The following is a 20,644-nucleotide window of genomic DNA, read 5'->3' as shown; positions in this document are numbered from 1 at the left end:
AATTCACCGGATAGGATGCGGCCATGGACAGCATTGACCGGAACATCCTGGTCGCGCTGCAGCACGATGGCGCGGCCGGCCTCGCGGAGCTGGCCAAGGTGGCCGGATTGTCGGTCTCCGCCACCGCCGAGCGCGTCAAACGTCTCGAGGAGCGCGGCACGATCCGCGGCTGGCGCGCCGATCTCGACCCCGCTGCGGTGGGCTGCCCGTTGCTCGCCTGGGTCTTCGTTGGGCTGCGCGCCGGCACAGGCGAGGCGAAGTTCCGCGAATCCCTGCTGCCGATGGAGCAGGTCCTCGAATGTCACGCGGTCAGCGGCGCCTGGTCCTACATGGTGAAGCTGCGCGTCGCCGGCCTTGCCGAGCTCGAGGCCTTCGTCGCCCAGGAACTGCGCCGCAAGGCGGGCGTGGATCGGACTGAGACGGTGCTCGCCCTCGCCACGGTCAAGGAGACGGCCATCCTGCCCGTCGCGCCCCACGACGACGAGGAGGAGTGACGCGACGCGGCGGCATGGTGCAGGCTGACGCCATGAGCCGTCGCCAGATCCAGGTCACGCCCGACCTGCTGCTGCGCGCCTACGCCGCCGGGGTCTTCCCGATGGCGGAGGGGCGGCGGTCCGAGCGGCTCTACTGGCTCGATCCGGCGCTGCGCGGCGTGCTGCCGCTCGATGCAGGCTTCCACCTGCCGCGGCGGCTGAAGCGCACCGCGCTGTCCGGCCGATTCGAGATCACCGCCGACCGCGACTTCATCGGCGCCCTCCGCGGCTGCGCCGAGCCCGCACCTGGGCGGACCGACACCTGGATCAACGACGAGATCGAGCGGCTCTTCACCGATCTCTACCTGTGCGGCGCGGCGCATTCGATCGAGGTCAGCCAGGAGGGGCGGCTGGTGGGCGGCCTTTACGGCGTTGCGCTGGGCGGCGCCTTCTTCGGGGAGAGCATGTTCTCCCGTGTCACCGACGCTTCCAAGGTGGCGCTGGTGCATCTGGTGGCGCGGCTGAGGCTGTGCGGCTTCGTGTTGCTCGACACCCAGTTCCTCACCGAACACCTGGCGCGCTTCGGCGCGGTCGAGATCCCGAAGGCGGAATACAAGCGGCGGCTGGCCGAGGCGCTGGAGGTGCCGGCGCAATGGCGGGCGGCGATTCCGCCCGAGGCCATTGCCGGGGAGATCGGGCGCATGCGCGCGCCGGCCCAAGACTGAACCCCGGGCCCGATTCGCAGGCTGGAGCGGTTGCCGTTCGCCAAGGCTCACGGTCACCGCTCCGGGTCATTGTCTTAGAGCGGTTTCCGTTCGCCCCGGCTCACGAACACCGCTCCAGGCCTCTGTTTTTGCGAGCATCTTCACCCGATCAGGTGATTCACCTGATCGGGATCTGCTCTAGCGGGCATCTTCGCCCGACCAGGTGATTCCACCCGATCGGGATCTGTTCTACCGGATCAGCCCCGTCATCGGGCTCGACGCATCGGCCGAGTAGTTCCACGGCATCCGCCCGGCCAGGAAGGCATCCCGCCCCGCCTCCACCGCGGATTTCATCGCGCGCGCCATGCGGACCGGGTCCTTGGCGTGGGCGATGGCGGAATTCAGCAGCACCGCGTCGCAGCCGAGTTCCATCGCCTTGGCCGCGTCCGAGGCCGTGCCGATCCCGGCATCCACCAGCACCGGCACCTTCGCCTGCTGCTTGATGGAGCGGATCATGAAGGGGTTGGTCAGGCCGAGTCCCGAGCCGATCGGCGCGCCGAGCGGCATGATGGCGACGCAGCCCATGTCCTCGAGCTTCTTCGCCGCGACCGGGTCGTCGGCGCAATAGACCATGACCTCGAAGCCGTCCTTGATGAGCGCCTCGGCGGCTTCGAGCGTGCCGGCCATGTCCGGGTAGAGGTAGGGCGGCGGCCCCAGCACCTCGAGCTTCACGAGGTTCCAGCCGCCGGCCTCGCGCGCCAGGCGCAGCGTCCGCACGGCGTCGCTGGCGGTATGGCAGCCGGCGGTGTTGGGCAGGTAGGTGTAGCGCTTGGGCGAGACGAAATCCTGCAGCATCGGCGCGTTGGGGTCGGAAAGGTTCACCCGCCGCACCGCGACGGTGACGATCTCCGCGCCCGAGGCCTCGATGGCCTCCGCGGTCTCCTCGAGCGACTTGTAGCGCCCCGTGCCGACGATGAGGCGGGACCGGAAGCGGCGGCCCGCGACCTCCCAGGTGTCCTCGCCGGTGGTGGCGGGGGTTCCGTCCATGATTCAGCCTCCGCCGATGAAGTGCACGATCTCGAGCCGGTCGCCGGCAGCGAGCGCCACCTCGGCGTAGATGGAGCGGGGGACGATCTCCTCGTTCCTCTCCACCGCGACCTTGCGCGTGTCGAGGCCGATGGCGGCGAGCAGGCGGGCGACGGTGTCGCCCGAGGCGACGTTCCGCGCTTCGCCGTTCACGGTGATGGTGATCCGGTCGGTCATGTCGTGGCGGAATGTGGCGAAGGGCAGGGGGCACTGCAAGCCGGGGGTGGCGCATGGCTGCCGAGGCCCCCGCTTGCCCCCTGGAAACCCCCCGTGCTAGCCCCTTCCGCCCCAGAAATTCGGGATACGCCCGTGACCCCGCCCCTGATCGCGGTCCTCAACGGACCGAACCTCAACATGCTCGGCGTGCGCGAGCCGGAGAAGTACGGCATCGCCACGCTCGACGACGTCGAGGCGCTCTGCGCCGAGGCGGCGGAGGAATTCGGCCTGGCCATCGATTTCCGCCAGACCAATTCCGAGGGCGAACTGGTGACCTGGGTGCAGGAATGCCGTGGCCGCGCCGCCGGCATCATCATCAATCCGGCAGGCTACACGACCACTTCGATCGCGCTGCTCGACGCGCTGCTGCTGACCGAGCTGCCGGTGATCGAGGTGCATATCACCAACATCCACCGCCGGGAGGAATTCCGGCACCACAGCTACGTGTCCAAGGCGGCGACCGGCGTGATCTGCGGCCTCGGTGTCGCGGGCTACGCGCTGGCGATGCGCGCCATGGCCGAGCTGGTCGAGCAGGACGAGGAATGATGGGCAACTTCATCGAGTTCGACGCCGCGGCCATCCGCGAACTCGCGCAGATCCTGCGCGAGACGGACCTCACGGAAATCGAGTTGGTGGACGGCGAGTCCCGCCTGCGCGTGGTGCGCCAGTCCGTGATCGCCGCGCCGGCCGTCGCGCAGGTGGCGGTCGCCGCCCCCGCGGCCGCGGCGCCGGTCGCTGTCGCGGCGCCGGAAGCGGCGGACGCCGACCATCCGGGCGCGGTGACCAGCCCCATGGTGGGCGTCGCCTACCTCTCGCCCGAGCCGGGCGCGGCGCCCTTCGTCGGCGTCGGGTCCAAGGTCGTGCAGGGCCAGACCCTGCTGCTGATCGAGGCGATGAAGACCTTCAACCAGATCAAGGCGACGCGCGCGGGCACCGTGGCGCGGATCCTGGTCGAGAGCGGCATGCCGGTCGAATACGGCGAGCCGCTGATGATCATCGAGTGAGCGGCCTGATGAGCGGAGCGCCGGAAGCCCGGAAGCCCGAATCGGCCGGCTGGCGCGCGGCGCAGCGCGGCGCGGGGCGCGGCTGATGTTCGGCAAGGTCCTGATCGCGAACCGCGGCGAGATCGCGCTCCGCGTCCATCGCGCCTGCCAGGAGATGGGCATCCGCACTGTCGCCGTGCATTCCACGGCCGACGCTACGGCGATGCATGTGCGCCTCGCGGACGAGAGCGTGTGCATCGGCCCGCCGAATGCGCGCGAATCCTACCTCAACACCGCCGCCATCCTGTCCGCCGCGACCATCACCGGCGCGGATGCGGTGCATCCGGGCTACGGCTTCCTGTCCGAGAACGCGCGCTTCGCGGAAATGGTGGAGGCGCACGGGCTGAAGTTCATCGGCCCCTCGCCGGACCACATCCGCATGATGGGCGACAAGATCGCGGCGAAGGACGCGATGCGCCGGCTCGACGTGCCGCTGGTGCCCGGTTCGCCCGGCGCGCTGGACTCCTACGAGGAAGCGCGCGCGATCGCCGACGAGATCAAGTACCCGGTGCTGATCAAGGCGGCTGCCGGCGGCGGCGGGCGCGGCATGAAGGTGGCGCGCTCGGCCGACGAGCTGGAGGAGGCGTGGCGCGTCGCGCGCGCCGAGGCCAAGGCGGCCTTCGGCGACGACAGCGTCTACATGGAGAAGTACCTCGACCGCCCGCGGCACATCGAGCTGCAGGTGCTGGCCGACACGCACGGCAATGTCGTGCATTTCGGCGAGCGCGACTGCTCGCTGCAGCGCCGCCACCAGAAGCTGGTCGAGGAAGCGGGCAGCCCGGTGCTGACCGCGGCGGACCGCGAGGCGCTCGGGTCGCGCGTGACCACGGCGCTGGCGCAGCTCGGCTACCGCAATGCGGGCACGCTCGAGTTCCTCTGGCAGGACGGGCAATTCGCCTTCATCGAGATGAACACCCGCCTGCAGGTCGAGCATCCGGTGACCGAGATGGTCTGCGGCATCGACCTGGTGAAGGAGCAGATCCGCATCGCCGCGGGCGAGCCGCTCGGCTACGCGCAGAACGACATCCAGTTCCGCGGCCATGCGATCGAATGCCGCATCACCGCCGAGGACCCCGAGACCTTCACGCCGAGCCCCGGCCGCGTGAACACCTATCACGCGCCGGGTGGCCTCGGCGTGCGCGTCGATAGTGCGCTCTATTCCGGCTACACCGTGCCGCCGCACTACGACAGCCTGGTGGCGAAGCTGGTGGTGCACGCGCCGACGCGCACCGCCGCGATCAGCCGCATGCGCCGCGCGCTGGCGGAGATGGTGGTGGCGGGCATCCGCACGACGCTGCCCTTGCACCAGGCGGTGATGGAGGACCCGGAATTCCAATCCGGCGACTACACCATCCACTGGCTCGAGCGTTTCGTCGCCGAGCGGCAGAAATAGGCAGGCGGCGCCGGGGACGACCCCGGCGCATCACCCGAAACGGTGGGGACGGCCCCGCCACAGGCACCGAAAGGACACCTGTGATGGGCTGGATCTACCTCTTTGCCGCGGGACTCACCGAAATCGGCTGGGCCGTGGGCCTGAAATACACCGAGGGCTTCACCCGCCCGCTGCCGAGCGCGCTGACGGTGCTCAGCATGATCGTCAGCCTCGGGCTGCTGGGGCTCGCCCTGCGCACGCTGCCGCTCGGCACCGCCTATGCGGTGTGGACGGGCATCGGAACGGTCGGCACCGTGCTGCTCGGCATCGTGCTGTTCGGGGAAGCGGCGACGGCAATCCGCCTCGCCTGCGTCGGGCTGATCATGGCCGGGATCGTCGGGCTGAAGCTCACCGCCCCGGTCTGATCCAGGCGGCCCCATGTCCTGGCCTCCCGCCGGCGTAGCGGGCCGGTAGTCCGGTGAGGCGGATGGACGGCGTCCGATCCAAGCGGTGGCGGGGGCGTCGATCGCCGCGGGCGGCAACAGGGCGGGAGAACACACGCCGGCGGCCGGCCGTATGGCCGCCGGCGCCGTCCAGGGCGCGCGCGTGAAGGCCGGGCCTTCACGCGCGGCGCATCAGTTCGCCGGGCGCACGCCCATCGCGAGCGTCCGCTCGTCCATGCGCGGCTCATGGCTCAGGCCGCGCCGCACCGCCCAGATGTTGACGATCTGGAAGAGCGGCATGATCGCGACGTCGTCCATCGCCATCTTCACCGCTTCCTGCAGCAGCCGCTCGCGCGCCCCGTTGTCGAGCGTGGAGGCCGCGCGCGCCGTCAGCGCATCGAGCGCAGGGTTCGAATAACGCCCCTGGTTCGCCGCGCCCGTCCGCGCCTCGCGGTTGAAGGTGCCGATGATGTTCACGAGGGCGTAGGACGCCTCGCCGGTCACGCTGCCCCAGCCGGTCAGGCGGGTGCCGAACTCCTGGCGCGCGGCGCGGGCGGCGAAGGCGGCCCAGGGCAGCGCCTCGACCTGCGTGCGCACGCCGATGCGCGACCACATCTGCGCCACCGCCTGGGCGGTGCGGGCGTCGTTGGGGTAGCGGTCGTTCGGCGTATGCAGCGTCAGGCGGAAGCCGTTGGGGAAGCCGGCTTCGGCCAGCAGGCGCTTCGCCCCGTCCGGATCGTAGCGGGGCACCGGCACGGCGGGATTGTAGGAATAGACGCCCTCCGGCAGCCACTGGCCGTTCGGCTGGGCGGTGCCTTCCATGATGCGCTGGGCCAGGGCGGCGCGGTCGATGGACATGGTCAGCGCCCGGCGCACCCGCAGGTCGAGGAAGGGGTTCGTCGCCAGGGGCTTGCCGTCATTGTCGGTGACGTGGATCGGGTTCTCCCGCCGGCTGTAGTCGTGCTGGAGGTAGATCACCCGCAGGCCCTGGACCTCACTGACCTGGACCCGCTGGTCGCGGCGCAGGCGGGCGAGGTCGGTGGAGGCGACCTGGTCGATCATGTCCACGTCGCCGGCGATCATCGCCGCGGTGCGCGCCGTGTCGTTGCCGATGAAGCGGTAGGAGACGCGCTCCCACGGCTCGCGCCCGCCCCAATAGGCGTCGTTGCGGGCCAGTTCCGTCCGGTCGTTCGGCGTGTGGGACACGAAGCGGTAGGGGCCGGTGCCGATCGCCGCGCGGCCGGCATTGTAGTCCTCGGTCGAGGCGCCGGTGCCGACATGGCGGGAAATGATGGCGACGGAGGCGAGTTCGACCGGCAGCAGCGGGTGCGGCGCGGCCGTGTGGAAACGGATGGTCAGCGGGTCCACCACCTCGACGCTGCGGATGGCGCGCAGGAAGCCGGCGAAGCTGGCCGGGCTGTTCGGCACGTTGGGCGTGCGCTCGATGGTGAAGGCGACGTCGTCGGCGGTGAAGTCCCGCCCGTCATGCCACTTCACGCCCGGGCGCAGCTTGAATTCCCAGACGGTGTCGGAGACGGCGCGCCATTCGGTGGCGAGGCCGGGGATGGGCCGCGCATTCGCGTCGCGCTCGACCAGGCGGTCGAAGAGGTGCATCGAGAGGGAATTGTTCGGGGTCGCATTGTAGAAGTGCGGGTCGACCGAGGTCATCGCGCCGCCGATGCCGATGCTGAGGTTCTGCGCGGCCGCCGGCGCCGCCAGGGCGGGCAGCACGGCAAGGGCCAGCAGCAGGCCGCCGCGGCGGGGTAGGGCGGGTCTCGTCGGGTTCGACATACCATCTCCGGCTTTGTTCTTGTGGAAGGGCGGGAACCTAGCGGGGAGCTGGCCGGGCTGCTACACTTGATCTCTCGTCTGGGCGCTGGGGTGAAATGACATGAAGAAAGTCCTGAAGGCCGCGCTTCTCGCGGCCGCGCCGGCATTGGCGGTGAGCGCGGGCGCCTCGGCGCAGACCGCGACCATCGCGGTCGGCGCGCCGGTCACGTCGATCGATCCGCATTACCACCAGCTCTCGCCAAACAACGCGGTGGCCGACACCATCTTCGACAAGCTGGTGAACACCGACGCGCAGGCGCGCAACATTCCCGGCCTCGCGACGGAATGGCGGGTGGTGGAGCCGACGGTGTGGGAATTCCGCCTGCGGCCGAACGTGCGCTTCCACAACGGCAATGCCTTCACGGCCGAGGACGTGGCCTTCACGCTCCAGCGCCTGCCGAACGTGCCGAACAGCCCGTCCTCCTTCGCGGTCTATTCGCGCCCGCTGACGCGGGTGGAGATCGTCGATCCGCTGACGATACGCTTCCACACCGCGCAGCCCTATCCGCTGCTGCCGCTCGACATGACGAACGTCCGCATCGTCGACCGCCAGACGGTGGAGAACGCGACGACCGAGGACTTCAACGCGCTGCGCGCCGCCGCCGGCACCGGCCCCTATCGTGCCGTGTCGCACCGCAACGGCGACCGTATCGAATTCGAGCGCTTCGACGGCTACTGGGGTGAGCGCGCCCCGTTCCAGCGCATCAACTACCGCATGATCACCAACGACGCGGCGCGCACCGCGGCGCTGCTCGCCGGCGACGTGGACCTGATCGACCAGGTGCCGACCTCGGATCTCGCGAAGATGCGCCAGGACCAGCGCGTGCGGCTGTCCGAGACGGTGGGGCTGCGGCTGATCTTCCTCGGCCTCGACCACCTGCGCCAGGCGAACGAGAACTCGCCCTTCATCACCGGCAATGACGGCCAGCCGCTGGGCCGCAACCCGCTGCAGGATGTGCGGGTGCGCCGCGCGCTGTCGATGGCGATCGACCGCCGCGCGATCGTCGACCGCATCATGGAAGGTGCGGCGGTGCCGGCCAACCAGTTCCTGCCGGAAGGCGTGTTCGGCTTCGTGTCCGACCTGCCGGCGCCGGCCTACGACCCGGAGGGCGCGAAGCGCCTGCTGACCGAGGCCGGCTACCCGAACGGCTTCCGCATCCAGCTGAACGGGCCGAACGACCGCTACATCAACGATTCGCGCATCATCCAGGCGATCGGCCAGATGTGGACGCGCATCGGCGTGCGCACGGCGGTGGAGGCGCAGCCCTGGACCACCTTCGTCGGCCGCGCCGGCCGCACGGAATACTCCGCCTTCCTGATCGGCTGGGGCTCGAACCCGGACGGGTCGCATCCGCTGCGCAACATCCTCGCCACCGTTTCGCGCGAGCGCGGCTGGGGTGCTTCCAACCGCGGGCGCTATTCCAACCCGCAGGTGGACACGCTGCTCGAGCAGTCGCTGGTGGAGATGGACGAGGCGAAGCGCGAGCGGCTGGTGGTGGACGCGATGCGCATCGGCATGCAGGACGTCGGCGTGGTCCCGCTGCACATCCAGACCAACATCTGGGCCACGCGGCGGGGCTTCGAGCATACGGCGCGCAACGACGAGCTGACGCGGGCGCAGGACCTGCGCCCCGCCGCGCGCTGAAGTCGGAGTAGGGGACGATGACCGTCTATCTTGTGCGGCGCCTTGTTCAGGCGCTGTTTGTCGTGCTGGCGATGTCGGTCATCGTCTTCATCGGCGTCTTCGCGATCGGCGACCCGGTCGAGATCCTGATCAGCCCGGACGCTGACCAGATCGAGCGCGAGCGCGCCGTCCGCGCCCTCGGGCTCGACCTGCCGCTGTGGCATCAGTACCTGGTCTTCCTCGGCAATGCGCTGCAGGGCGACCTCGGCCGGTCCTTCGTGTTCAACGAGCCGGCGCTGAAGCTGATCCTGCAGCGCATGCCGGCGACGATGGAGCTCGCCTTCGGGGCGATGTTCATCGCCCTGCTGGTCGGGCTGCCGCTCGGGCTCTATGCGGGGCTGCGGCCGAACTCGCCGGCCTCCAAGACCATCATGGCGGGCTCGATCCTCGGCTTCTCGCTGCCGACCTTCTGGGTCGGACTGATGCTGATCATGGTGTTCGCCGTGCAGCTCGGCTGGCTGCCCTCGACGGGGCGCGGGGAGACCTGCTCGGTGCTCGGCTTCGTCGGGTTGCAGCCCTGCAATGTCGGGCTGCAATGGTCCTGGCTCACCGGCGACGGCATCGCCCACATGATGATGCCGGCGATCAACCTCGCGCTGTTCAAGATCAGCCTGGTGATCCGCCTGACGCGCGCCGGCGTGCGCGAGACGATGCTGATGGACTACGTGAAGTTCGCCCGCGCCAAGGGGCTTTCCCCGGCGCGCGTGACCTTCGTGCACGTGTTCAAGAACATCCTCATTCCGGTCGTCACCGTGGTGGGGCTGGAACTCGGGTCCACCATCGCCTTCTCGGTCGTGACGGAAAGCGTGTTTGCCTGGCCGGGGATGGGCAAGCTCATCATCGACAGCATCAACGTGCTCGACCGGCCGGTGATCGTCGCCTACCTGATGATCATCGTGCTGATGTTCATCGCCATCAACCTGATCGTGGATCTGACCTATTCCATGCTCGATCCGCGGGTGCGGCTGGAGACCAAGGGCGCATGAGCCAGGCCGTGATGAACGGGGCGGCGCCAGCCGCCCCGCGCAAGGACAAGGTCGAGACGCCGTTCCGGCGCTTCGTCTCGGAATTCGCGGAATCCAAGGTCGCGATGGGCGGCCTGATCGTGTTCACGATCATCGCCCTGGTCGCGATCTTCGCTTCCTGGATCGCGCCGCAGAATCCCTACGACCTGGCGCAGCTCGACATCATGGACGGGCGCATGGAGCCCGGCACGGTGGGCGGCGCGGGCTTCACCTTCTGGCTCGGCACGGATGACCAGGGGCGCGACATGCTCTCCGGCATCATGTACGGGCTGCGCATCTCGCTGATCGTCGGTGCCGGCTCGGCGCTGATCGCCTGCGTGGTCGGCGCGACGCTGGGCCTGCTCGCGGCCTATGCCGGCAAGAAGACCGACACGGTCATCATGCGGCTGGTGGACCTGCAGCTGTCCTTCCCGTCGATCCTGGTCGCGCTGATGATCCTCGCCTTCCTCGGCAAGGGCATCATGAACGTGGTCATCGCGCTGGTGATCGTGGAATGGGCCTACTACGCGCGCACCGTGCGCGGCACCGCGCTGGTGGAACGCCGGCGCGAATACATCGAGGCCGCCCAGTGCCTCGCCCTGCCGACGCACCGCATCCTGTTCCGCCATTTGCTGCCGAACTGCCTGCCGCCGCTGATCGTCGTCGCCACCATGCAGGTGGCGCGCGCCATCGCGCTGGAGGCGACACTGTCCTTCCTCGGCCTCGGCGTGCCGATCACCGAGCCCTCGCTCGGCCTGCTGATCGCCAACGGCTACGAGTACATGCTCTCGGGCAAGTACTGGATTTCCTTCTATCCGGGCATCGCGCTGCTGGTGACGATCGTCTCCATCAACCTGGTGGGCGACCAGTTGCGTGATGTGCTCAACCCGCGCCTGAAGAAGTGACGATGGCAGCACCCACTCTCGAGGTCCGCAACCTGCGGACCCACTTCTTCACCCGCGCGGGAATCGTGAAGGCCGTCGACGACGTGTCCTTCACGGTGGAACGCGGCAAGGTCCTCGGCCTTGTCGGCGAATCCGGCTCGGGCAAGTCCGTCACGGGCTTCTCGATCATCGGGCTGGTCGATCCGCCGGGCCGCGTCACCGGCGGGCAGATCCTGTTCCAGGGCCGGGACCTCGCGAAGATCAGCGAGGAGGAGATGCGCGACCTGCGGGGCAACCGCATCGCGATGATCTTCCAGGACCCGATGATGACGCTGAACCCGGTCCTGCGCATCGACACGCAGATGATCGAGACGGTCCAGGCGCACAAGAAGGTCAGCCGTGAGGAAGCCCGCCAGCGCGCGCGCGACACGCTCGGCATGGTCGGCATCCCGTCCCCGGACGAGCGGCTGATGGCCTACCCGCACCAGTTCTCGGGCGGCATGCGCCAGCGCGTGGCCATCGCCATCGCGCTGCTGCACGAACCCGACCTGATCGTGGCGGACGAGCCGACCACCGCGCTCGACGTCACCATCCAGGGGCAGATCCTGGCCGAGGTGCAGAAGCTCGCGCAGACCACCGGCACATCGCTGATCTGGATCACGCACGATCTCTCGGTCGTCGCCGGCCTCGCCGACGACGTGGCGGTCATGTACGCCGGCCGCATCGTCGAGAAGGGGCCGGTGTCGGAGGTGCTCGACGCGCCGCTGCATCCCTACACCGCCGGGCTGATCGGCAGCGTGCCGTCGCGCAACAAGCGCGGCGAGCCGCTGCGCCAGATCCCGGGCATGACGCCCTCACTCCTCAACCTGCCGCCCGGCTGCGCCTTCCGCTCGCGCTGCCCGCGCGCCGCGGAGGCCTGCATGGCCGAACCCGGGATCAGCGAGATCCTGCCGGGCCGTGAGACCCGCTGCTTCTTCCCCATGAACACCCCCGCGGAGCAGGCGGCATGAGCGCGACCACGACCGCGCCCGCGCGCGCCATCGATGCCGGCTCCCCGATGATGGAACTGCGTGGCGTCTCCCGCCGCTTCGAGAAGAAGCTCGACTTCGCCGGCCGCATCGCCAAGCGCCTCGGTGCCCCGGTGCGGGAGGAGGTCGTCCACGCCGTGGACAATGTCGACCTCACCATCCGCAAGGGCGAGGTGGTCGGCCTGGTCGGCGAGAGCGGCTGCGGCAAGTCCACCCTCGGCCGCATGGTCGCGGGCATCATGCCGCCGTCGGACGGCACCATCCTGCGCAACGGCGTCGACATCCGCTCCCTCTCCCACGCCGCGGCGAAGGAGATGAAGCTGCGGACGCAGATGATCTTCCAGGATCCCTACGCCTCGCTGAACCCGCGCATGCGGGTGGCCGACATCGTCGGCGAGGCGCCGCTTGTCCACGGGATCACCACCCGCACGGGCTACGAGGCCTATGTGGACGAGCAGATGCGCCGCGCGGGCCTCGACCCCGCCTTCAAGCGCCGCTACCCGCACCAGTTCTCGGGCGGGCAGCGGCAGCGCATCGGCATCGCCCGCGCGCTCGCGGTGAAGCCGGACTTCATCGTTTGCGACGAGGCCGTGGCCGCGCTGGACGTGTCCATCCAGGCGCAGATCCTCAACCTCTTCATGCGGCTGAGGACGGAACTCGACCTCACCTATCTCTTCATCTCGCATGACCTTGGCGTGGTGGAGCACCTGAGCGACCGCGTGGTGATCATGTATCTCGGCCGCGTGGTCGAGGAAGCGCCGACGGAGACGGTCTTCTCCCAGCCGAATCATCCCTACACCCAGTCGCTGCTCGCCTCGGTGCCGCGCATCGAGAACCGCAAGCGCGCCTTCGCGGTGGTGAAGGGGGAAATCCCGTCGCCGCTCAACCCGCCCCCGGGTTGCCACTTCCACCCGCGCTGCCCGCACGCGATGGAACGCTGCAAGGTGGAGAAGCCGGTGCTGAAGGAAGTCGCGCCGGGCCAGCGCAGCGCCTGCCACCTGAACGACGCGGCCTGACGCACAGGGGGAGGGGGAACGGCACATGTCCGAGGAACTGCGCCGTTCCATGGATGGGTTGGCGCGGCGCATGGATGACGTGCGCGCTGCCGTGCTGTTCCAGGCCATGGGTCCGGAACGCATCCACAGCTTCGCCGCCTTCGACACGCTGGTGCGGATGCACCTGCCCTTCGCCGCGACGGACTACGTGCAGCGGTACATCCTGCTCAGCGGCTCCTTCTACGAATCCCGGCAGCTCGCTGAGGTCCGGCCGCTGATTCCGCCGGGCGCGGTGGTGGTCGATGCCGGCGGCAACATCGGCAACCATGCGGTGTTCTTCGCCATGGTCTGCCGGGCGGCGGAGGTGATCTCCTTCGAGCCGCTGAAGACGATCTTCCCCATTCTGGAACGCAATGTCGCGCTGAACGGGCTGACCAATGTCCGCTGCATCAACGCTGCCCTCGGCGCAGGCACGGGCGGGGCGGCGCTGTCCTACTTCCAGGCGGCGAACCTCGCCGCATCCGGCTTCGATCTGGGGGCGGGCACCGACTACCCGATGACGTCGATCGACGCGCTCGGGCTGCAGCGGCTCGACTTCCTCAAGATCGACGTGGAGGGCAACCACCTGCCGGTGCTCGAGGGCGCTCGGGAGACGCTGGCTCGCCTGCGCCCGCCGGTCTGGATCGAGCTGCGCCCTCGTCTCGGGGAATTCGCGACCGGCGATGCGGCGATGCGCGCCCAGGGCTACCGGCTGGAGAAGTCGATGTCGCCGGCCGACCACCTCTACCTGCCGGCGTAGCGGATCCCGGTCGGGTCGAATCGCCTGCCCGGGTGACGATACTCGCCTGGGCACATCTTCAGCGCCGCCGCGCCGCGGCCACGAAGCCCGCCGCGGCCACCAGCCCGACCGCGACGAGCAGCCAGGGCAGCGGCCCATAGCCGCCAGCCCCTTCCCAGACCAGCGCCAGCAGCAGCGGCGCCCCGGTGCGCGGCAGCACCGCGACCGCCGATAGCGCGCCCGTCACCGCGCCGTATCCCTCCCGCCCCAGGATCTCCGCCGTGCCGGCGGCGCGCACGATGGTCAGCAGCCCGTCCGCCACCGCCCAGCAGCCGACGAAGAGGATTGTCAGCGCCAGGCTGCCCGGCCCCGCCGCCAGGGCGAGCATCGCGACCGGCAGCAGCGTCGTCGCGAAACGCCCGACCGTGCGCATCGTGACCCGCTGCCCGGCGACGAAGAGCAGCGCGCGCGCCGTGACCTGAGCCGGCCCGTGCGCGGCGGCGAGCAGCAGCACCGTCGCCTCCGGCCAGCCGCGCTCGCGCAGCAGCGGGATCAGGTGCGCGGCGAGGCCGGTGCCGAGAAAGGCATGCGCCGCGAAACACAACGCCAGTCCGGCGAAGGCGGGGTCCCGCAGTCGATCGCGCAGCGGCACCCGCGCCGCCGCCTGCACCGCGGCGGGGGACGGCCGTCGCGCCTGGCGCAGCATCAGGAAGGTGATCACCGCTGCGACCAGTTGCAGTGCCGCCAGCGCCTGTAGCGCGCCACGCCAGCCGAGGCCGGTGATCAGCGCATCGGTCAGCGGCAGGAAGACGGTGCCGGTGAACCCGGTGATGAAGGTGATGGCGGTGATGGTGCGGGTCGTGTCACGCGCCTCCGCCACCACCAGCGCCATCGCGGTGTTCCAGAGGCAGGCCGCCTGCGCCACGCCGATCAGCATCCAGACGGCGAAATAGGCCACCGGGTCGCGCACCAGGGACCAGCCCAGCAGCAGCAGCGCGGCCGCGAAGGCGCCGAGGCTCATCATCCCCCGCGCCCCGTGCCGGTCGAGCCACTTCCCCGCCGGCACCGCCGCCAGGCCCGAAGCCAGCAGCCCGCAGGTGAAGGCCGCGTTCAGCAGCACGCGCGACCAGCCGAGTTCGGCTTCCATCGGCGCGATCATCAGCGGGAAGGGCGTGTAGAGCGTGCCCCAGCCGATCAGTTGCGTCGTCGCGGTGCCCCATACGAGGGTGCGGTCGGAAAGGCCGCCGCCACTCACACCGTGAACTGCTCCGCGATGATGCGTTCCGACAATCCGTGGTCGGGGTCGAAGAGCAAGGTCAGGGAGACGTCCCGCGCCTCCCGCACCTCGACGCGGGAGACGTCGCGCACCTCGGTGTAGTCGGCCACGGCGGCGGTCGGGCGCTTGTCGCGTTCGAGGATCTCGAACACCACCTCGACATCGGCGGGCAGCAGCGCGCCGCGCCAGCGGCGGGGGCGGAAGGCGGAGATCGGCGTCAGCGGCAGCAGGTTCGCCCCCAGCGGCACGATCGGCCCGTGCGCCGAGAGGTTGTAGGCCGTGCTGCCCGCCGGCGTGCTGATCAGGATGCCGTCGCAGATCAGCTCCGGCAGGCGTTCCTTGCCGTCCACCAGGATGCGGATCTTGGCCGCCTGGCGGCTTTCGCGCAGCAGGGAGACCTCGTTGATGGCGAGCGCCTCGACCGGGTCGCGGCCATTGGCCAGGGCGCGCATGCGCAGGGGGTGCAGCGTCGCGGCCTGGGCGGCGGCGATGCGCTCGGGCAGGTCCTCCTCCCGGTAGTCGTTCATCAGGAAGCCGACCGAGCCGCGGTTCATGCCGTAGACCGGCGTGCCGCGGCCGAGGAATCGGTGCAGCGTCTCCAGCATGAAGCCGTCGCCGCCCAGCGCCACGATGACATCGGCCTTCTCGGGCGCTGCGGCCCCGTAGCGGGTGGCGAGCGCCTCCTGCGCAGCGCGGGCGGTCTCATTCTGCGCGGCGAGGATGGCGAGCCGCGGCGCAGCGGTCACGGCGCGGCCTTCGCGACCCAGGCGCGGGCGGCCTCGCGGTGTTCGAGCAGCGGCATCCCCGCGCGCACCCGCGCGGTCACCTTGGGATCGATGCGCGCCGTCGCCCAGCCGGTGCCGTCGCTGCACTTGGCGACCACATGGCCCCAGGGATCGGCCACCAGCGAATGGCCATAGACGCTGCGGGTCGCGCCGCGTTCCTCATAGGTGCCGTAGGAGGCGGCGGCGATGATCCAGCACTGGCTGTCGATCGCGCGCGCGCGCAGCAGCGCCTCCCAATGGTCCTTGCCGGTCTGGAGCGTGAAGTTGGACGGCACCAGGATCGCCTCCGCGCCCATCCGTCGCAGCGCGACGTAGAGTTCCGGGAAGCGCATGTCGTAGCAGATGGTGCAGCCGAAGCGGATGCCCCCGGCCTCGAACAGTGCGAGGTCGGAGCCGCCGCCGTAGAGCGCGCTCTCGCGATACCCGGTGCCATCCGGCGCGGTGATGTCGAACAGGTGGATCTTGCGGTAGCGCGCGATCTCGGCCCCGTCCGGGCCGAAGACCAGCGTGGTGTTGAACAGCTTCTCGCCGCCATCCTCGATGATCGAGCCGCCATGGACGGTGATGCCGTGGGCGCGCGCGAGGCCGCGCAGCATCTCGTAGGCCGGGCCGCCTTCGCCGCCGGGTGCGGGCAGGATCTCCGCCGCCGCGCGCCGCGAATCGCGCCCGCCGCCGAGGTTCGTCCAGGTCTCGGGCAGGGAGACCAGCCCGGGCCGGTCGGCTGCGATGGCGGCTTCGACCAGGCGGCGCGCCTGATCGAGATTGGCCGCCTTGTCGCTGCCCTGGTTCATCTGGATCACGCTGACGCGCATTTTTCTATGCCCTCAGACGGCGGGCGGCGGCCATCCGGCCGCCTTGCCTTCGCGCCCTGTGCTGCCGCTTCGGCGGCTGCGGTTGGTCTGGGCGCGGTCGCGCCTTGCGCTCCCGGCCCGAGGCAAGGCCTCGGGCCGCCTCGGTGTGGGGGCTGTGCTCACGCGTCCCGGTCGCCTTTCGGCCAGTCGAAGCGGGGCTCGGCGCGGCCGTTGCGCGCGCTGCGTTCGGGCCGTGCGGGCGGCGGCGGCACGGGCGGGGCGATGCGCGGTTCGACCGAAGGCGCGCGCATGCCGGCCTTGGGCGGCGGGGCCACCCAATCCTCCTCGATCGGCCGCTGCGGGGCCGCGGTGGCCATCGGCTGGCGCAGCAGGGCGCGGATCTCGGTGCGCAGGTCGGCGAGTTCCGCTTCCACCGCCTCCAGCCGCGACTTCACCCCGAAGACCGCGAAGGGCATGGCCAGGAAGGCGAGGATGGTGACGCTGATCGCCACCAGCAGCACGAGCGCCACCCAGGGCGGCAGCCCGGGGATGGTGAGCTTCTCCACCAGGCCTTGCAGCACCTCAGCCACCGGTCATGCTCATGTGCCGCGCCACGGCGGGGCGGTTGTGACGGCGGTCGATCACGAAGTCATGTCCCTTCGGCTTGCGCGCGATGGCGTCGCGGATGGCCTGCGCCAGCGCCGCATCGTCCACCGACGGGTCGCGCAGCAACCCGCGGAACTCGGCCGCGTCGTCCTGGCCGAGGCACATGAACAGCGTGCCCGTGCAGGTCAGCCGCACGCGGTTGCAGGATTCGCAGAAATTGTGGGTCATCGGCGTGATGAAGCCGATGCGCCGCCCGGTCTCCTTCACCGTCACGTAGCGGGCGGGGCCGCCGGTGCTGTAGTCGGTTTCCTCCAGCGTCCAGGACTGGCGCAGGCGCGACCGGACGAGGGAGAGCGGCAGGTACTGCTCCGTGCGGTCGCCGGAGATGTCGCCGAGCGGCATGGTCTCGATCAGGCAGAGGTCGAAGCCGTGCTCGCCGCACCAGGCGACCATGCGGTCGAACTCGTCCTCGTTCACGCCCTTCAGCGCGACGGCGTTGATCTTGACGGCGAGGCCCGCAGCCTTGGCCGCGAAGACACCGTCCAGCGTCTGCTCGATCTTCCCCCAGCGCGTCACGGCGGCGAAGGTCGCGGGATCCAGCGTGTCGAGCGAGACGTTGATGCGCCGGACGCCCGCCGCATACAGGTCGCCCGCCATCTTCGTGAGCTGCGTGCCGTTGGTGGTGACGGTCAGCTCCCGCAGGCCGCCCGCGCCGATCCGCGCGCCGAGCGACTGCACCAGCGTCATCACGCCCTTGCGGACCAGCGGCTCCCCGCCGGTCAGGCGGATCTTGTCCGTCCCCAGCGCGATGAAGGCGCCGCAGAGCCGGTCCAGTTCCTCGAGCGACAGGATGTCCTTCTTGGGGAGGAAGGTCATGTCCTCCGCCATGCAATAGACGCAGCGGAGGTCGCAGCGGTCGGTGACCGATACCCGCAGATAGGTCACGCCCCGCCCGAAGGGGTCAATCAGTCCAGCCGGGGAAGGATCAAGGGCCTGCATGTATTGCGATTTGGGGCCGGAGGGGCAGGCGCCGCAAGCCCCCTTCGGCGCCCGGGGCAGGCAGTCCGCCCCGGGCCTCCGCGTGGCGGTTCAGCTCGCGGGCGGGCGATAGGCGAAGGCCGAGGACTTCACCTTCTGCATCGCCTCCATCGCCTCGGCCGGCGTCAGCAGCGCATGGGTCTCGAACGCAGAGAAGGCGCCGCTTGCACCGACCCGCATGCTGCAGGCGGCGGCGCTCTGGCTGTCGGGGAATTCGGCGACCAGCATGCCGTCGCGTTCCCCGAGCATGAAGAAATAGCAGAGCAGCTTCCCGCCGAAGGCCTGGACCACCTGGCGGGCGGGGGGCTCGCGGTCCTGGGGATTCTCGACCAGCGCCTTGGCCTGCGCGGCCGTGAAGGACCACTGCATCATGTAGTGCGGCATGGTGTCCTCCCTTGCAGCCGGCGGGGGGGCCGGCCTCGGCGGAGGCTACGCCCATGACGAACGAAATCGAAACGAATCCGTCATCCGAACAGGGCGAGGCCGCCCGCCACGAGCAGCACCCCCATGGCGAAGGGGCGGTAGAGCCGATCCGGGATCACCCGGAACAGCCGCACGCCGATCGGCACCGAGATGGCCATCACCGGCAGCAGCACCGCCAGCCGCAGCCAGACGGCCGCATCGATCAGCCCGCCGAGGAAGGGCGGCACCACCGAGATGACCGCGATGGACGCGAAGAACAGGATCAGGTTGGCGCGATGGCGCTTCGCTTCCTCGAGCCCCGCCAGCAGGTAGAGGATCACCGGCGGCCCGCTCATGCCCGTCGAGCCCTTGAGCAGCCCCGCCGCCGTCCCGACCGCGAGGTTCAGCGACAGCGGGCGGGACCCGTGGTAGCGCCAGCCCGACATCAGCAGCACGCCGAAGGCCAGCACGAAGCCGCCGATGAAGCGGCGCAGCGCCTCCCCGTCCGCGGTGAGCAGGATCCAGGCGCCGAGGGGCGTGGCGACCGCCGCCGCGCCGCCGAGCGGCAGCACCACGCGCCGGTCGGCGTCCTTGATCGCCCCGGGCAGGAGCTGCAGGGAGACCAGCAGCTCCATCAGCAGCATCACCGGCACGCCGGCGCGCGGCTCCCAGAGCAGCGAATAGACCGGCGCCAGGATCACCGCCGTGCCGAAGCCGGAATAGCCGCGCATCAGCCCGGCGACGACGGTGGCGAGCACGGCGGCGAGCAGCCGCCAGTCCGCCAGCACCGGCAGCGCCGCATCGGGCAGTCCACTCACCGCCGCTCGTCCTCCACGATCTCGAGTTCGATCACGGCGGCGTTGATCAGAACCTTGCCGGCATGCTCGAAATTGACGGTGATGCGATCGCCCACCACGGACTGCACCTGGCCGATGCCCCAATCGGGACATGCCGGGTGTCGGACGCGCATGCCTGGTTCAATGATCGCGGTCACGGGTCCGGCGCTAAGGTGCTGTCAGCCCCTCAGAGGATACCGTCTGCGCCCATGACGCAAGGGATGCCCCGGCCGATGCCGCCCGAATCGCCCCTGTCCGAGTTCCGCCTGGCGCGGCTGGTCGGACTTCGCCTCTGCCACGACCTCGGCGGTGTCGCCGGGACGGTCGGCAATGCCCTCGAACTGCTCGGCGGCGCCGGCGGGGAGGCGGCGGAGATCGCGATCGAGGCGGCGGCGGTGCTGCGCCGGCGCCTGCTGCTGTGGCGCGCCCTGCTCGGCGGGCAGGGGGACGCGACGCTCGGCAGCCTGCTCGATCTGCTCGATGGCCAGGTCGCCGGCGGGCGCGCCACGACGGATGCGGCTGGCCTCGATGCCGGCTGGCTGGTGCCCGAGGACCTCGTCCCGGTGCTGCTCGCGGCGGTGCTGGCGGCGGGGGAGGCGCTGCTGCGCGGCGGCGTCGTGCGCCTGGCCGGAGAACCGGAGCGGGAGATCGTCGTGCTGCCGGAGGGCCCGCGGGTCGCATGGTCGCCGGCCCTGCTCCGCGTCGTCGCCGGCGCGCCGCTGGCGACCGAGCCGACGGGGCGGGAGGTGATGCCGCTCTGGCTCGGCGCCACCGCCACGGCGGCGGGGGTGCGCCTCGGCCTCGCCATGCCGGCGGGGGAGGGGGTCGGTCCGCTGGTGCTCGGCCTGCCGCGCTGAAATGCGCCCCGGCGCGGTTCCCGCGCTTTACCGATTCTTCGGCGCCACGAGCGCATCCTGCCCCCGGCACCGAAACCGGGGGTGGCGATGGACGATCTTCTGGCGGACTTCCTGACGGAGACGCATGAGGGGCTGACGGCGCTCGATTCCGCCCTGGTGCGCCTCGAACGCACGCCGGACGACCAGCCGACCCTCTCCGAGGTCTTCCGCCTGGTGCACACCATCAAGGGCACCTGTGGCTTCCTCGGCCTCCCTCGGCTCGAGGCGGTGGCGCATGCGGCGGAGAACGTGCTCGGCCGCTACCGTGACGGCACGCTGCCGGTGATGCCGGCGGGGATCACCGTGATCCTCGCCGCGCTCGACCGCATCAAGGCGATCGTCGCAGGGCTGGAAGCCACCGGCGCCGAGCCGGCGGGGGACGACGTGCCGCTGATCGCCGCGCTCGACGAAGCGAGCGCGGGCCGTGCCGCCGCGCCGGCTGCGGGCCAGCCCGCGGCCCCTGCGGCCGTCGCG

25 protein-coding genes are annotated in these 20,644 nt (G+C 70.4%); 14 read left to right on the top strand and 11 right to left on the bottom strand.

What is annotated here, in order from left to right; all coding sequences use genetic code 11:
- Positions 1 to 23: 23 nt before the first annotated feature.
- Positions 24 to 494, top strand: a complete 471-nt coding sequence (locus GXW76_RS17890) for an Lrp/AsnC family transcriptional regulator (protein WP_211863460.1) — start codon at positions 24 to 26, stop codon at positions 492 to 494.
- 32 nt (positions 495 to 526) lie between these two features.
- Positions 527 to 1,198 carry a leucyl/phenylalanyl-tRNA--protein transferase gene (gene aat, locus GXW76_RS17885; RefSeq protein WP_211863459.1) on the top strand — a complete coding sequence of 224 codons (672 nt, stop codon included), beginning with the start codon at positions 527 to 529 and terminating at the stop codon, positions 1,196 to 1,198.
- A gap of 228 nt (positions 1,199 to 1,426) precedes the next feature.
- Here the strand turns inward: aat and GXW76_RS17880 are convergent, their stop codons facing one another.
- Both GXW76_RS17880 and thiS read right to left on the bottom strand, forming a co-directional pair.
- The gene (locus GXW76_RS17880; protein ID WP_211863458.1) at positions 1,427 to 2,224 is read right to left on the bottom strand and encodes a thiazole synthase; all 798 of its coding nucleotides are present in this window, start codon (positions 2,222 to 2,224) and stop codon (positions 1,427 to 1,429) included.
- Positions 2,225 to 2,227: 3 nt separating this feature from the next.
- A complete protein-coding gene (thiS, locus tag GXW76_RS26315; RefSeq protein ID WP_211863457.1) occupies positions 2,228 to 2,440 on the bottom strand; it encodes a sulfur carrier protein ThiS in 213 nt (70 codons plus the stop codon).
- A 132-nt stretch (positions 2,441 to 2,572) separates the two neighbouring features.
- On the opposite strand from thiS, the gene aroQ reads away from it, so the two are divergent.
- The 4 genes from aroQ to sugE all read left to right on the top strand — a co-directional run bounded on the left by aroQ (position 2,573) and on the right by sugE (position 5,319).
- Positions 2,573 to 3,025 (top strand): type II 3-dehydroquinate dehydratase, encoded by a 453-nt coding sequence (gene aroQ, locus GXW76_RS17870; RefSeq protein WP_211863456.1) that lies wholly within the window; start codon positions 2,573 to 2,575, stop codon positions 3,023 to 3,025.
- A complete protein-coding gene (gene accB, locus GXW76_RS17865) occupies positions 3,022 to 3,483 on the top strand; it encodes an acetyl-CoA carboxylase biotin carboxyl carrier protein (RefSeq protein WP_246514480.1) in 462 nt (153 codons plus the stop codon). The genes aroQ and accB overlap by 4 nt, the downstream gene beginning before the upstream one ends.
- 85 nt (positions 3,484 to 3,568) lie before the next feature.
- The gene (accC, locus tag GXW76_RS17860; protein ID WP_211863455.1) at positions 3,569 to 4,915 is read left to right on the top strand and encodes an acetyl-CoA carboxylase biotin carboxylase subunit; all 1,347 of its coding nucleotides are present in this window, start codon (positions 3,569 to 3,571) and stop codon (positions 4,913 to 4,915) included.
- Positions 4,916 to 4,998: 83 nt separating this feature from the next.
- Positions 4,999 to 5,319, top strand: coding sequence for a quaternary ammonium compound efflux SMR transporter SugE (gene sugE / locus GXW76_RS17855; RefSeq protein WP_211863454.1), 321 nt, complete (start codon positions 4,999 to 5,001; stop codon positions 5,317 to 5,319).
- 210 nt (positions 5,320 to 5,529) lie between these two features.
- Here sugE and GXW76_RS17850 read toward each other — a convergent pair whose 3' ends face one another.
- Positions 5,530 to 7,128 carry an ABC transporter substrate-binding protein gene (locus GXW76_RS17850; RefSeq protein WP_211863453.1) on the bottom strand — a complete coding sequence of 533 codons (1,599 nt, stop codon included), beginning with the start codon at positions 7,126 to 7,128 and terminating at the stop codon, positions 5,530 to 5,532.
- A gap of 100 nt (positions 7,129 to 7,228) precedes the next feature.
- Between GXW76_RS17850 and GXW76_RS17845 the strand changes: the two genes are divergently transcribed.
- The 6 genes from GXW76_RS17845 to GXW76_RS17820 are packed head-to-tail and all read left to right on the top strand — an operon-like array spanning position 7,229 to position 13,561.
- Positions 7,229 to 8,812: an ABC transporter substrate-binding protein gene (locus GXW76_RS17845; protein ID WP_211863452.1), complete on the top strand. Its 1,584-nt coding sequence runs from the start codon at positions 7,229 to 7,231 to the stop codon at positions 8,810 to 8,812.
- A 17-nt stretch (positions 8,813 to 8,829) separates the two neighbouring features.
- On the top strand, positions 8,830 to 9,837 hold the full coding sequence (locus GXW76_RS17840) for an ABC transporter permease (RefSeq protein ID WP_211863451.1): 1,008 nt from the start codon (positions 8,830 to 8,832) through the stop codon (positions 9,835 to 9,837).
- The gene (locus GXW76_RS17835; RefSeq protein ID WP_211863450.1) at positions 9,834 to 10,760 is read left to right on the top strand and encodes an ABC transporter permease; all 927 of its coding nucleotides are present in this window, start codon (positions 9,834 to 9,836) and stop codon (positions 10,758 to 10,760) included. The genes GXW76_RS17840 and GXW76_RS17835 overlap by 4 nt, the downstream gene beginning before the upstream one ends.
- Before the next feature lie 2 nt (positions 10,761 to 10,762).
- A complete protein-coding gene (locus GXW76_RS17830) occupies positions 10,763 to 11,749 on the top strand; it encodes an ABC transporter ATP-binding protein (protein WP_211863449.1) in 987 nt (328 codons plus the stop codon).
- Positions 11,746 to 12,783 carry an ABC transporter ATP-binding protein gene (locus GXW76_RS17825; protein ID WP_211863448.1) on the top strand — a complete coding sequence of 346 codons (1,038 nt, stop codon included), beginning with the start codon at positions 11,746 to 11,748 and terminating at the stop codon, positions 12,781 to 12,783. Before GXW76_RS17830 ends, GXW76_RS17825 begins: the two co-directional genes overlap by 4 nt.
- Before the next feature lie 25 nt (positions 12,784 to 12,808).
- The gene (locus GXW76_RS17820) at positions 12,809 to 13,561 is read left to right on the top strand and encodes an FkbM family methyltransferase (protein ID WP_211863447.1); all 753 of its coding nucleotides are present in this window, start codon (positions 12,809 to 12,811) and stop codon (positions 13,559 to 13,561) included.
- A 58-nt stretch (positions 13,562 to 13,619) separates the two neighbouring features.
- On the opposite strand, the gene GXW76_RS17815 is transcribed toward GXW76_RS17820, so the two are convergent.
- From GXW76_RS17815 to GXW76_RS17780, 8 genes are all read right to left on the bottom strand, one after another.
- The gene (locus GXW76_RS17815) at positions 13,620 to 14,795 is read right to left on the bottom strand and encodes an MFS transporter (RefSeq protein ID WP_211863446.1); all 1,176 of its coding nucleotides are present in this window, start codon (positions 14,793 to 14,795) and stop codon (positions 13,620 to 13,622) included.
- On the bottom strand, positions 14,792 to 15,562 hold the full coding sequence (locus GXW76_RS17810) for an NAD kinase (protein WP_211863445.1): 771 nt from the start codon (positions 15,560 to 15,562) through the stop codon (positions 14,792 to 14,794). Before GXW76_RS17810 ends, GXW76_RS17815 begins: the two co-directional genes overlap by 4 nt.
- Positions 15,559 to 16,413, bottom strand: coding sequence for a carbon-nitrogen hydrolase family protein (locus GXW76_RS17805; protein ID WP_211863444.1), 855 nt, complete (start codon positions 16,411 to 16,413; stop codon positions 15,559 to 15,561). Before GXW76_RS17805 ends, GXW76_RS17810 begins: the two co-directional genes overlap by 4 nt.
- 158 nt (positions 16,414 to 16,571) lie before the next feature.
- The gene (locus tag GXW76_RS17800; protein ID WP_211863443.1) at positions 16,572 to 16,982 is read right to left on the bottom strand and encodes a hypothetical protein; all 411 of its coding nucleotides are present in this window, start codon (positions 16,980 to 16,982) and stop codon (positions 16,572 to 16,574) included.
- A complete protein-coding gene (moaA, locus tag GXW76_RS17795) occupies positions 16,975 to 17,967 on the bottom strand; it encodes a GTP 3',8-cyclase MoaA (RefSeq protein ID WP_246514483.1) in 993 nt (330 codons plus the stop codon). Before moaA ends, GXW76_RS17800 begins: the two co-directional genes overlap by 8 nt.
- Positions 17,968 to 18,087: 120 nt before the next feature.
- Positions 18,088 to 18,420 (bottom strand): GYD domain-containing protein, encoded by a 333-nt coding sequence (locus GXW76_RS17790; RefSeq protein WP_211863441.1) that lies wholly within the window; start codon positions 18,418 to 18,420, stop codon positions 18,088 to 18,090.
- An 80-nt stretch (positions 18,421 to 18,500) separates the two neighbouring features.
- Positions 18,501 to 19,256 (bottom strand): sulfite exporter TauE/SafE family protein, encoded by a 756-nt coding sequence (locus GXW76_RS17785; protein WP_338150985.1) that lies wholly within the window; start codon positions 19,254 to 19,256, stop codon positions 18,501 to 18,503.
- Positions 19,253 to 19,408 carry a DUF3553 domain-containing protein gene (locus GXW76_RS17780; RefSeq protein WP_211863440.1) on the bottom strand — a complete coding sequence of 52 codons (156 nt, stop codon included), beginning with the start codon at positions 19,406 to 19,408 and terminating at the stop codon, positions 19,253 to 19,255. Before GXW76_RS17780 ends, GXW76_RS17785 begins: the two co-directional genes overlap by 4 nt.
- Before the next feature lie 99 nt (positions 19,409 to 19,507).
- Here GXW76_RS17780 and GXW76_RS17775 point away from each other — a divergent pair, with 99 nt between their 5' ends.
- Together GXW76_RS17775 and GXW76_RS17770 are read left to right on the top strand one after the other, a co-directional pair.
- Complete coding sequence (locus GXW76_RS17775) at positions 19,508 to 20,131, top strand: histidine phosphotransferase family protein (protein ID WP_211863439.1); 624 nt, start codon at positions 19,508 to 19,510, stop codon at positions 20,129 to 20,131.
- Positions 20,132 to 20,218: 87 nt separating this feature from the next.
- A partial coding sequence (locus GXW76_RS17770) for an Hpt domain-containing protein (RefSeq protein WP_211863438.1) occupies positions 20,219 to 20,644 on the top strand: 426 nt, incomplete at its 3' end.

The sequence above is a fragment of the Neoroseomonas soli genome (assembly GCF_018129065.1).
Classification (GTDB): Bacteria; Pseudomonadota; Alphaproteobacteria; order Acetobacterales; family Acetobacteraceae; genus Neoroseomonas; species Neoroseomonas soli.
Note: the sequence above shows the minus strand (reverse complement) of the source record. Positions and strands in the feature narration are given on the sequence as shown.